Genomic DNA, 12,653 nt, shown 5'->3' with positions numbered 1-12,653 from the left:
ATAGGATGTAATATTGTTTAACCTAAAACCCATGTTTAACGCCTTATTGCTAACATTAGGTATTGCCCTAGCGACAAGCTTTAATGCCAGTGCCATTAACCAGAACAATAAAAACAAATTACCTGACATTGGTATTTCCGCCTACAGTGTTTTATCAATAGATAAAGAACTGCAAATTGGTCAAGCAATGATGCGCCAATTACGCGCCTCACAACCACTTATTCAAGACCCTGTGCTTATTGAATACATTAATCATTTAGGAAACAGTCTGGTTAAAAATGCCCAAGGGGTGAATTATGCTTTTGAGTTTTTCCTAGTAAACAATAAGGAATTAAACGCTTTTGCATTTTTTGGCGGACATGTCGGTATTCATAGTGGCTTAATTACCACAGCAGATACTGAAAGTGAGCTAGCATCGGTTATTGCTCATGAAATATCTCATGTTACTCAACGTCATTTAGCGCGTCGGTTAGAATCTCAAAGCCAGACTCAAACATTGTCCATGGCGGCAATGCTTTCCAGTGTTTTAATCACTTTAGTTAACCCTACTGTCGGTATGGCTGCTCTAAGTGCCAGTATGGCTGCAAGTCAGCAGGCAAGTATTAACTATACTCGTGGAAATGAAAAAGAAGCAGATAGAGTTGGTATTGCTTTATTAGCTACCAGCGGTTTTGATCCTCAAGGCGCTGCCAGCTTTTTTAGCAAGATGTCTGCAAAATATCGTTATGCCAGCAAGCCACCGGCAATGTTACTTACCCATCCCATGCCAGAATCTCGGATCACTGATGCCCGACAACGTGCATTAAACTACCCAGCTAGGCCCATTCCGCCTAGCTTAGGTTTTGAATTAACTAAGGCACGGTTAAAATCAAGATATCAAGGGGATGCTAAATCAAACATCAGCTATTTCAAATTGCAATTGTCGAAAAAACGCTATGCGTTAAAAGCGGCCGCACAATATGGTTTGGCTTTATCTTATTTTGAAGACAAACAAATAGACCAAGCGCAACAATTACTCGAAGAATTAAAACAAGCGGATAAAAATAATTTATTTTACGTTGATGCTTTAACTGATGTTTACATAGCGAATAATCAAACACCTAAAGCAATTAAAATGCTTGAGCAATTGAATTTATTTATGCCAAATAATCAGGTGGTGAGCTTAAACTACGCCAACGCATTACTTAAGGTAAAAAATTACGATCTTGCCGCACAAATTTTACACGACTTTTTATTAGTCAACCCGGGCAACTTTATTGCTTATGATATATTAACCACTTTGTACCGCTCACAAGGGAAAATGGGCTTAATGCACATGAACAAAGCAGAAGTTTACGCCTTGTTAGGTGGTTATTCAAAAGCGGTAGATGAATTACAGACTAGTTATACTTTTCTTGACAAGCAGCCGCTCATGCAAAAAAGAATAAAAGCCCGTATTTTGCAGTTTCAAGAACAAGAAAACCGTTTAAAACGACTTTAACCTTTTACCCCAGTTCTAACAGTTGATATTTTTACAATAATTTTATTAGTTAAGGAAACCCATGTTTACTATTTATCACAACCCGAGATGTTCTAAAAGCCGTCAGACCCTGGCATTACTTGAAGAGCAAGCACAGAAATCACAACAAGAAATCACCATAGTTGAGTACTTGAAAACGCCACTAAATGTTGAGAAAATTAAACAACTACAAAGCCAGCTAAACTGCTCAGCCCTTGAAATGATGCGTGTCAAAGAAGCAGAGTTTACTGAGCAAAACTTAAAAGGGGCCACTGAAGAAGCACTGATAATAGCTATGGCAAATACAGCTAAGCTGATTGAACGCCCTATTGTCACTAATGGGAATAGCGCAATTATTGGCCGTCCGCCAGAAAATGTTTTAAGCTTTTTTTAAGCGCTATTACTACTAACTTATTAAATATTTAAGAGCCCTATGAACAAACAGAGACTTTCAACGGATAACTATAAAAAAATAGCCCTAGCCGGCTATTTTTCTCTACTTATTTTTATGCCACTTTGGCTAATAGTATTAAGCCCAAGTGAAAGCTTAAGTACTACAACCTCCTTACTGCTATTTACCCTGCCATTATTGTTTCCATTAAAAGGCATGCTCCAAGGCAACCCTTTCACCTATGCTTGGTCTAATTTTATAGTCTTGATTTATTTTTTGCATAGCTTAACTACACTGTGGGTCTTGCCATCAGACATGATATGGGCAATATTAGAATTAGTTTTTGCTAGCGCTATGTTTTTTGGTGCTACCTATTACGCTAAATTCCGTGGTCAAGAGCTTGGGTTAAGCATACGGAAAAAGAAAGATAATAAATAACCCTAACTCTTTTGTCCCTTTGATTAAAAAAGAAGAAATAAATGCCTTTGAGTTTTGTCAGTAAAAACCTGCTAGTAGTCACTGCACTAATCACATTGTTAAGTGCTTGTGATAATAATTCCAATCATCATGAGACGAATTACCCAATCGATAGCATAGTTCAACTTGATAAAACTCAAAACATCAATCAAAGCATAGACCTTCTTCTTCATTATCCTTTTGATACAGTCACTGATATTAACTGGCGACAAAGCGCTGGAGAGCCAGTTACCATATTAGCTAAAACCAGTAAAGTGATCTCTTTTACGCCAACCCTTGCGGGCGAATATGCTTTCACCGTCAGCTTTACTCTTAATAATGGCAGCCAACAAACGTTAGCAAAAAACATTACCGTTAATGATGATTTCAACAATATTACTGCGCGTTTATCTCATTCAGCATTATCGGACAATAAAGTGTCATTTCGCAGTGAATTACACTCATCCGTTGATATCACTACATTGCAATGGCAGCAAATAGAAGGTCCATTTGTTACTTTAACTTCAGGTAACAGTAATGGTGAATTGGCAGTATTTTTTGACGCGCCGCAAGTAGACTTTGATACGATTATTACTTTTAATATTACCGCTACCAATAGCAGTAATAATGCCATTTATAACGACCAAGTGGCAGTTTTGGTTGAGCCCGCCAATGAGATTAATAGCAATGCCTATTTCTCAGATCGTAATGCAAGTGCTTTTCCTTATAATACCAACAGCCCCTATGCACAAAACATTGTCGACTGTGTATATTCAAATGCGCTAACTAGCTCATGCGCCCTCGCTAAAATACCTTTGCTTGCTGAAGAGGTAAAAGGCTCTTCTGCAATACTTTCTGTTGATACTATTATGGACAGAGTTGTTGTATCCCACCAATGGATGGGCGATAGATTTAAAGATTTCTTAATTAATGATGATGTTAACAACGACATTAAAAACTTATTGAGAGCAACTACGGCAATTGTTATTGCTTACGATGTGCGCCCTTCCTTTTATTGGGCAGCCACCGGAGCAATATATTTAGATGCTGAAAACCTGTGGTTAACACCACAAGAGCGAGATACCATTAATGAGGCCCCTGACTTTAGAGCTGATTTCGGTAAAGATTTACAGTTTGTTATGCCTTGGCGTTATGTCAAAGATAATGACTACGCCAGCCAGAGTTATGATAAAGCTGATCGAGTTACCCGCTCCTCGGCTGATGGTTTATACCGTTTAACTTCGTTAATGTATCATGAACTTGCTCACGCTAATGACTTTTTCCCCAGTAATGAATGGTATATACACAGTAATAATCAGCGCATATTAGATGCAGCATTAAGTAGTGATTTTGAATCAGACCAGCTCGCTATTACCCTACCCTTAGCAAGCCAAGAAATGCGTAATTTAGCGCAAGTTAGTTTTGCCGGTGAAGCAGCTAACCAAATACAAAAAAATTATCAGCCAAGCGATATAGAGCTTTATTTCAGACCAGATCGCGCAACTGACTTTTATGCTTATTCAAGTTTACGCGAAGACTATGCGATGTTATTTGAAGAATTGATGATGCAATATCGCTTTGGGGTTATTCGCGATGTTGCTATAACTAATCAACCTACTGGTAATAATATTTCAGCAAGTGACTATATTGTAACTTGGGGCCAACGTGGCCGCATTGGTGATGATAAATTAACAGATAGGGTATTATTTAGTGCTATTCGAGTATTACCTGAATTTGACAGCCAAACAGCAATTGCAACAGTTCCTATGCCAATAGAGATGGTTAGCGGTAATAGCTGGTTAGGTAATTTAGCCATCAGCTCTACTGAGACAGACCCTACTCTCTTAATGCAACAATTTAAAGGGTACACACTACCGAGAGCCTCTTCAACGAGCTCTGTTGAAAGGCCGCTAAATAACGTTACTCGTTATTATGAAAAACCTTTACCCAAGGGTTAGAGACTATAAGTCTGATACAAAATTTTAATATAAAAAAGCACGATTAATTAATCGTGCTTTTTTATTGTTTCATTTTATTAGCCATGAGTTAGCTGTTAAGACTAAGCACTTCTTTAATAAAAGGTATGGTAATCTTTCTTTGCTCTTGAATTGAGGCTTTATCTAGCACATCCAGTGACTTGATCAAGCTGTCCATATCCCTACTTAAGCGATTAAGCAAAAATTTAACCACCTCATCAGATAAAAATAAACCGCGCTGCGTAGCTCTATGTTGAATAGCAGCAATCTTTGCTTCATCATCAAGTGGCTTTACTTGCTCAGTCAACCCCCAAGAAAGCCTAGAAACAAGATCCGGTAAGCTAATACCTAACTGTTGAGCACTTTCATTTCCTGAGATTAATAAATAATTATTTTGCTCAAGCACGCGGTTAAACAAATCAAATATCGCTTGCTGCCACTTTTTATCACCGGCAATTAAATGAATGTCATCTAAACAAATTAAATCAATTTGCTCTAAACCATCGAGTACTTCTACGGGTAAGTGTTTTAATTCCGCACAAGATAGACACACAGAAGACTTACCAACTTGTGCCGCGTAAGTACTACTGGCATGTAACAAGTGTGACTTGCCAGCACTGGATAAGCCAAATAAATAAAAACCGTGCGGTGTATCTTGTACTTGTTCAATGTACGACTTTAATTGACTGACTACACCGACATTAAGATCACTTTTAAAACTTTCAAAAGTCTCATCATCAGGTAACTGCACCATCAGGGTTAATTGAGCTACTTGCTTCATCCTTGCTCCCAATAAAAAACGGGTATGTTGGGAATAATAGTTAACGGTGGTGTTAAAGCCTTTATTGCCGAGTCTTGCTCGCTTGTTGAAAGTTCAGTGCCTGGCTTAGCATCTATAGCGTTGTCTTCCTCTGAAGGTAAATTACTTGCCGACAAACTTTTATCAATAGTCTCTTGGTTATTATATTGAGCACTACTTTGAGCATTGTCTTGAACATTATCCTCCAAATTGTGTTTTACCGCATTGTCCTCACCTAAAACAACAATCTTCATCGGGGTTCGTAAATCACTTAATATGTCACGCTCAAAATTGCTGTCTACATCGTGTTGCTCATCGATTTCATCTATCACAGGTAAATCATCAAATTGTGAGTCAAATTTTTGCGTCAATTTTGTATTCAACTTTAACGAGGCTAAAAAGGAAGTTTGTGAGCCAACTAAATCTAACTGAAACCGGCGAACACTACTTTGTGCGCTGATTAAAGTCACAGTTTTAACTGATGATAAGTCTGTAAGGAAGTTGAATACTTGGCTATCGCTCGTTAGTGAAGTAACATTTTGCACTTCAATAACAACTTCATTTTCTGCAGAAGCTAATAAGGCATAAGATTGATAAATAAACTCAGTAATATCAGATAAACCCTGATTAATTAAGCTGACTTTATCAACACCCTGATATTTCTGCACATATAGCGTGCCTTGGGTGTAGATACGCCATTCTAAAACTTTAGGGCTTTCAACTTTTTGCTCTACACATAACAAACCACAAGAAATATTATCTAAATCACCCGTGGTTTCACTCTGCTCAGTATCCATAACTAGACTCGAATCTGATACTTTCATTACCACAACCGTGTCGGCAAAATAGCGCAGCGAAGCTTGTTGAATTTGTTCAGGGAAATACCCCCAAAAGTCACTCAACACTACATTTTCATTATCCGTTAAATCCATCAACGGCATAATAATAGGTAAACCTCGCTCTATAGAGAAATCATTTACACTCGCGGGAATTATAGACTCAGCATCCGCAGCTATCATATTGCGGCTTGTACCTTGCTCATCGATTAACCACAGCAGTACTTGCGGTCGTAAGCTGCCCCACAATGCTAAGTTTGCTTTTTTAAATAATTGGTTTACTTTATTTTCGTTGAAGCTGACAACCAAACTTAGTTGCTCATCTTTACGTTGATAGCGATATTGACTTACATAACGACTAGCTCTTTTTTGCGCTTGTCGTAAAACTTTATGCGTTAAGACACTTTTTTTACCGCCAACTTTCAAAAACACACCTTGGAGTGCTTTTTTTATCGCCTGTTCACGTAATTCACTATCCTGTGAATCTACAACAATATTAACTTGGTACAAATCGTTTACTTCAAGGGCTACTGAATTACCGCTAAGCAGTGAGAATATCAGCATAAATATAACAAAAGGAAATTTAAACATATCAACTAAAATTTTAAAAAACGCCATGATTTTATGAATAATATCTTACCACATCACCAGCAATCAATGCTCGCAAATATTCATAAATCCTTTAGAAATGTATTGTTAAAATAAAACAAGGTGAAGATACTGTTTATCATCTTGAGTATGAGACTTAGCACTGGTAGAATACGCCCCATAAAATACTGTCGGTAATTTCTGAGGTTTCCCGTGAACGAACAAAAACAGTCGTTAAGCTATAAAGATGCTGGTGTTGATATTGATGCTGGTAATGCCCTAGTTGAGAAAATTAAAGGTGCGGTAAAACGCACAACACGTCCAGAGGTTATGGGTGGTTTAGGTGGTTTTGGTTCGGTATTTCAATTACCTACCGGTTATAAAGAGCCTGTACTAGTTGCTGGTACCGACGGTGTCGGCACTAAATTACGTTTAGCTATCGATTTAGCTCGACACGATACCGTTGGTATCGATTTAGTTGCTATGTGTGTAAATGACCTTATCGTGCAAGGTGCTGAGCCGTTATTCTTCCTTGATTATTATGCTACCGCTAAACTTGATGTTGACGTGGCTGTATCTGTAGTTGAAGGTATCGCTGAAGGCTGTCTACAAGCTGGCTGTTCTCTTGTTGGTGGTGAAACCGCTGAAATGCCAGGCATGTATCACAAAGGCGATTATGATATTGCTGGTTTTTGTGTTGGTATAGCTGAAAAATCTCGATTAATTGACGGCACACGCGTAGCCGCTGGCGATCAATTAATAGCGCTTGGCGCTTCAGGTCCTCATTCAAATGGTTTTTCTTTAATTCGTAAAGTATTAGAAGTGAACACCACTGATACTAATGAATTGCTCGAAGGCAAGAAAATTGCTGACCATTTACTTGAGCCAACCAAGATTTACGTAAAATCTGTGCTTGAGTTATTAAAAAATGTTGATGTACACGCACTATCTCATATTACTGGTGGTGGCTTCTGGGAAAATATCCCTCGTGTATTACCTGAAACAGCACAAGCTGTAATTAAAGGTGATAGCTGGCAATGGCCGAGCATCTTCAACTGGTTACAAGAAAAAGGTAACATCACTGAACATGAAATGTACCGCACCTTCAACTGTGGTGTTGGTATGGTTATTGTTGTACCCGCTGATAAAGTAGCACAAAGCATTGAAGTGTTAACAGCTCATGGTGAGAATGCTTGGCACATTGGTGAAATCGCTGATAAAGCTGACGGCGAAGAGCAAGTTATTTTTGCCTAAACTGCAAGTTTTCTAAGTAAGCGTATTGTAAAAGGGCTATTTATTAGCCCTTTTTATTTATCTGCGCTTTATCAATCCTTGTTAGTTCTTTATTAATTCTTTATTAAGAAAATAGGAAAAAATATGTCGAGCAAAATAGTTGTTTTAATTTCTGGCGGTGGCACAAATCTACAAGCCATTATTGATGCCTGTGTTGATAATAATTACCCCGCAGAAGTAGTTGGCGTTGTCTCAAATAAAGTAGATGCTTATGGCCTAACACGTGCTGAAAATTCTGGCATTGCCACCGTAGCACTTTCCCATAAAGACTTTGACAGTCGTGAAAATTACGATCAAGCTTTGATAAAGAAAATTGATGCTTTTGATGCTGATTTAATTGTATTAGCTGGTTTTATGCGAATTCTAACGCCCTGCTTTGTGCAACACTTTCAAGGCAAGTTACTCAACATACACCCTTCTCTTTTACCTAAGTATCAGGGATTAAATACTCATCAGCGCGCTATTGATGCTGGTGATGATGTACACGGTGTTAGTGTTCACTTCGTCACTGAAGAGCTTGATGGCGGCCCTGTAATTCTTCAAGCGAAGGTACCGGTATTTGAGGGTGATAACAGTGATGATTTAGCTGCTCGAGTACATGAGCAAGAACATCGTATTTACCCATTAGTCGTTAAGTGGTTTGCCGAAAAAAGGCTTAGCATGCAAGGCGATAATGCAATACTCGATGGTAATACACTGCCTAATTCAGGCTATGCTGCCGATTAACCGATTTAATCAAAAAAGTTGCTAACGACAAATAGCATAATTTAGTGTTCATTAAAAAGCACAACAAATTAGTTACCAAATTGTTGCTACTTCCCCTTACAGAAGCTGTTAGTATAAATAACTACTAATTGCTTCTGGACATTTTTTTATTATGCGGAAAATACCTCTGCTAGTTTTTCTAGCTGTGCCTTTCATAGCTTTAGCCAATACTGCTGATATTAAAATCTCTCCAAAAGAGGCAAGCCAAGTACAACAAGAATCCTTCTCGGCGATCATACCTGCATATCGAGCAACTTATACCTTATTACATAAATCAGATCCTGTAGGTAAAGCGATAAGGGAATTAAGTTATCTTGAAGACAATAAAATTGAATACCATTATGAAACGGATATCAGTTGGTTAATTTTCTCTGATACACGCAGTGAGACTGCCATAGTAAACATTGAAAATAACCAAGTAATTCCTTTTAGTTATGACTATAAACGTGAAGGTACGGGCCGTGATAAATACTATCAATGGCAGTATGACCTAGTAGCAAAGACAGCTACAGATTCAAAAAATGATAAAAAAATAAATTTGAATTTCACCGATGGTCTACTAGATAAACTGAGTTACCACCTGCAAAACCGTATTGACCTCATCAACAACCCTACACAAAAACGCTTTATATACCCGGTAATTAGCACTAAAGGCTCAATTAAAAATTATGAGTACCAGTATGACGGTGAAGAAGAACTCATACTTCCTTATGGATTGGTGAAGACTATCCGCTTAAAACGTGAAATTGTCGAGAAAAAACGCATAACTTACGCTTGGTTTGCGCCAGAGCTAAACTACTTGTTAGTAAAACTCTACCAAGTAAAAGCTGGCGCTGAGCAGTTTGAAGCGCAATTATCATCACTAGAGCTTAAATAAGATATAACATGAGTTATTAAGGTAGTGTAATACTGCCTTAATATTAAACTATATTGAATGAAAATATTGACTAACTCATACCCTTGCAGTACCTGTTTGGTATAAACCGTTTAACACTTCCTTAGTATTCTCTTAATAGTATCCGTAGTAATTATTCCACGAAGAAAGCTCTATAATTTGATTTGATTGTTAGTAAACCATGTGTATTTTAAAATAGCACCATCAGCTAACGCTATTTATTAGCGGTTAGATCTTAGGTTACCCCCATTAGCCACATTTGTTAAACAATTAAATTTCAATGCTCTTACCTCTACCTGACTGTTGTCATTATTCTCACTGCTCTTTGGCCTTTTATTTACTGAATTTTTTAAAGTCTATAAACTTATTTGTATAAAAAATAACAAATAGTGCTTGAATAGCCAACAAAAACCATATACTGTACATCCATACAGTATGACTATTTAACACGAGGTAACACTATGTATACAAGCAATACACTTAACAGCAATGTAATAAACAACGTTATAGAAAGTGCTAACAGTACTCCCCTTGCAAAACAAGCTTGGTTACAGTTAACTAGTGTTGAAAACCAACAAGAATTGTCATCGCATTATGCGACTATTTGCCAGCAACATAATCAAGAAAAAAAATGGGTGCTATTTATTAACCCTGAAGAATCATCATTAGAGCAACTAGCAGGTACACATGGTGTTGATATTTCAAAAGTGCTTTGTGTGAGTTTCAAAGGAAAGAATAAAGTAAATAACATGCTTGATAAGAAGTCTGCTCATTTAGATATAGAGCAAATAAAAAAGGTTTTATGTCGCGGTAATTGTTCTGCTGTTATTCTTTCAAATGCATATTTTGCCACTGATGAAATTGCCGATCTCGATACTTGTGCACGTTTAGGAGAGACTCAGTGTGTTTTGCTTAAAAATCAGCGCTGTAATCAAATGCCAGAAAAAGACCAAGTTGTTCACTAAGCTAAAGTTCGCTAACAATGAAAGATAAAATGTACATAACAGCTAAGTTTTTTAAAATAAAAAATCCGTATTATTCTTCATAATACGAATTTTTATTTTTTAATTAAATTATTAGTCTATTAAATATAGTCGATTAAATATTCTTACTTTTTATGACTTGCTATCTAACCAATGGTTAATATTACGAGATAATACGGCCATAGGTACTGCGCCATTTAAAAGTACAACATCATGAAACTCTGCTAGATCGAATTTATCACCTAAACGTCGCTTCGCTTGCTCTCTTAAGCTTAATATTTTTAGCATACCCAGTTTGTAACCTAATGCCTGACCGGGCCATGCCATATAGCGCTCTATTTCAGCAATAACATCAGATTCAGCTGTTCCTGTTTTCTCTGCCATATAACTAATGGCCTGTTCCCGTGTCCAGCGTTTATCATGTAGACCAGTATCTACGACTAAACGAACAGCTCTAAACAATTCAGCTTGTAACCGACCTAAGTCACCAAACGGGTCATTCTCATACATCCCAAGTTCAAAGGCGACCTGCTCTGAATAAAGAGCCCAACCTTCCGCATAGGCGTTATAAGGCGCTATTCTACGTAAAAAAGGTAATTCAGCTTGATCCAAATTCAAGGCAATTTGCCAATGATGTCCTGGATTTGCTTCATGATAGGTTAGGGTTTTCAAACCAAATTTAGGATTAGCTTTCATATCACGTAAATTAATCCAATATATACCTGGCTTGCTACCATCAACCGCTGGAGAAGTATATTGACCACCCGGAGCACCATCTTGTACTTCTACAGGAAATGCTTTTACTTCTACTTGATAACTTGGCGTAGTTTTAAATACTGGCGCCATTTTTGTTGTAATTTCAGAGATATAACCATTAATATCACTAAGTAGTTCTGCACGACCTGCTTTTGAGTCTTCATACAAAAAGCGTGGTTCTTCATTAAGCGCTACCATGCGCTCACCAACAGAGCCTATTTTATAACCTTGCGCTTGCAATGTTTTATCCATAGCGCTACTGATGCGAATTACTTCATCTAAGCCAATTTGGTGAATTTGGCTCGGCGTTAATTCACTGTCACCTAGTTGCTTGATAGCATCTTGATAATAAATACTACCCTTTGGCTGTGCCCATATACCTGACTCATCCCGAGACTGAGTCAGTAATTGTTCACTTGCCTTAGTCACTGATTTAAAAGCGGGGTAAACGACTTCACTTACCTTGGTAATAACTTGTTTAATTAAACCTTGTTTTTGCTCTGCACTAAGTGAGTCAACTTTTTCAATTTTATCGCTAAACACTTTAACAAAAGAATGCTGCTCTGCTGGCACGCTAATAAAACCATTAAGATATTTAATTGCCCCTAGCAAAGTAACTTTTGGCGGTAGCCAATTTTGTGCTGCATCAAAAGTTTGTTTTTCAATGATACTCGCTGTTAGTTTATCAAACTGCCCTAAGCGCGCAATGTAAGCTAAAGCTTCTTGCTCAGAAGTAATAGATTGATCGTTTTGCATAATGCGCGGAATATCGATTAGTGGTCCATTAATTTGATTGACGATAAAAGGAGAAAGCCCCATCCAGGTATCAATAAAACCAACGGTAAAATTAGGATCACCAGCAAAATAACGCGTTAACCCAGCCATCACTTGTTGATTGTTTTTAGCTGTGATATCAGCATCTACAAGTTGAATATTGGCTATTTCATTAGATATTGATAATAGCTCAGCGCGTAACCTTGCTTCATCAGCCGAGGCAAAAACCTCCATCTTGTCAGCAACAATTAGACCAACATCTTGCTCAGATAAACCAAACATGGTTGCTGACAATGCGCGTTGCTTAAAGAGGCTTTGTTTGGCTTGTAAATATAACTTGGTTAAATGCTGTTCTGCGCTATTTTCAGCAGAATTCCCTGCACTTTCACTCGCTTTTTTTGACTCTATTGCTGACTCATTTATTGCCACTGCATCGTTGTTATTATCACAACCACTCATGCCAAGGGCTGCCATAATTGTGCTCGCCAACAAGCTGTTTTTTAATTTATTATTCATAGCTTCCTCTAAATTTTAATAACTCTATGTATTGTTTTTATATCGAATATCTTAATTAGAGCAAATACGCCCCAAATTGTAAACATTATACAATTTGGCCATATAAATCACACCCAACCAAACTGTA

At 37.5% G+C, this 12,653-nt stretch carries 11 protein-coding genes; 8 read left to right on the top strand and 3 right to left on the bottom strand.

The window, feature by feature from the left end:
- Positions 1–13 precede the first annotated feature (13 nt).
- The 4 genes from bepA to GAB14E_RS01300 all read left to right on the top strand — a co-directional run bounded on the left by bepA (position 14) and on the right by GAB14E_RS01300 (position 4,303).
- Positions 14–1,480, top strand: a complete 1,467-nt coding sequence (bepA, locus tag GAB14E_RS01285) for a beta-barrel assembly-enhancing protease (RefSeq protein ID WP_231562128.1) — start codon at positions 14–16, stop codon at positions 1,478–1,480.
- Positions 1,481–1,541: 61 nt separating this feature from the next.
- On the top strand, positions 1,542–1,892 hold the full coding sequence (gene arsC, locus GAB14E_RS01290; RefSeq protein WP_033084445.1) for an arsenate reductase (glutaredoxin): 351 nt from the start codon (positions 1,542–1,544) through the stop codon (positions 1,890–1,892).
- Positions 1,893–1,931: 39 nt separating this feature from the next.
- Positions 1,932–2,327, top strand: a complete 396-nt coding sequence (locus tag GAB14E_RS01295) for a DUF2069 domain-containing protein (protein ID WP_033084444.1) — start codon at positions 1,932–1,934, stop codon at positions 2,325–2,327.
- 41 nt (positions 2,328–2,368) lie between these two features.
- Positions 2,369–4,303, top strand: a complete 1,935-nt coding sequence (locus tag GAB14E_RS01300) for a hypothetical protein (RefSeq protein ID WP_033084443.1) — start codon at positions 2,369–2,371, stop codon at positions 4,301–4,303.
- Between the two features lie 88 nt (positions 4,304–4,391).
- Here the strand turns inward: GAB14E_RS01300 and hda are convergent, their stop codons facing one another.
- The gene (gene hda, locus GAB14E_RS01305; RefSeq protein WP_033084442.1) at positions 4,392–5,102 is read right to left on the bottom strand and encodes a DnaA regulatory inactivator Hda; all 711 of its coding nucleotides are present in this window, start codon (positions 5,100–5,102) and stop codon (positions 4,392–4,394) included.
- Positions 5,099–6,574, bottom strand: a complete 1,476-nt coding sequence (locus tag GAB14E_RS01310; RefSeq protein ID WP_231562127.1) for a DUF2066 domain-containing protein — start codon at positions 6,572–6,574, stop codon at positions 5,099–5,101. Before GAB14E_RS01310 ends, hda begins: the two co-directional genes overlap by 4 nt.
- 183 nt (positions 6,575–6,757) lie before the next feature.
- On the opposite strand from GAB14E_RS01310, the gene purM reads away from it, so the two are divergent.
- The 4 genes from purM to GAB14E_RS01330 all read left to right on the top strand — a co-directional run bounded on the left by purM (position 6,758) and on the right by GAB14E_RS01330 (position 10,462).
- A complete protein-coding gene (gene purM, locus GAB14E_RS01315) occupies positions 6,758–7,798 on the top strand; it encodes a phosphoribosylformylglycinamidine cyclo-ligase (protein WP_033084441.1) in 1,041 nt (346 codons plus the stop codon).
- Between the two features lie 123 nt (positions 7,799–7,921).
- Positions 7,922–8,563 carry a phosphoribosylglycinamide formyltransferase gene (gene purN, locus GAB14E_RS01320; RefSeq protein WP_033084440.1) on the top strand — a complete coding sequence of 214 codons (642 nt, stop codon included), beginning with the start codon at positions 7,922–7,924 and terminating at the stop codon, positions 8,561–8,563.
- 151 nt (positions 8,564–8,714) lie between these two features.
- Entirely contained in the window at positions 8,715–9,479 is a 765-nt protein-coding gene (locus tag GAB14E_RS01325) for a DUF3108 domain-containing protein (protein WP_033084439.1), read from the top strand.
- Between the two features lie 479 nt (positions 9,480–9,958).
- Complete coding sequence (locus GAB14E_RS01330; RefSeq protein ID WP_033084438.1) at positions 9,959–10,462, top strand: hypothetical protein; 504 nt, start codon at positions 9,959–9,961, stop codon at positions 10,460–10,462.
- A 150-nt stretch (positions 10,463–10,612) separates the two neighbouring features.
- On the opposite strand, the gene GAB14E_RS01335 is transcribed toward GAB14E_RS01330, so the two are convergent.
- Entirely contained in the window at positions 10,613–12,526 is a 1,914-nt protein-coding gene (locus GAB14E_RS01335) for a DUF885 domain-containing protein (protein ID WP_033084437.1), read from the bottom strand.
- Positions 12,527–12,653 lie beyond the last annotated feature (127 nt).

The organism is Colwellia psychrerythraea (genome assembly GCF_000764185.1).
In the GTDB taxonomy this organism is placed as follows: Bacteria; Pseudomonadota; Gammaproteobacteria; order Enterobacterales; family Alteromonadaceae; genus Colwellia; species Colwellia psychrerythraea_B.
Note: the sequence above shows the minus strand (reverse complement) of the source record. Positions and strands in the feature narration are given on the sequence as shown.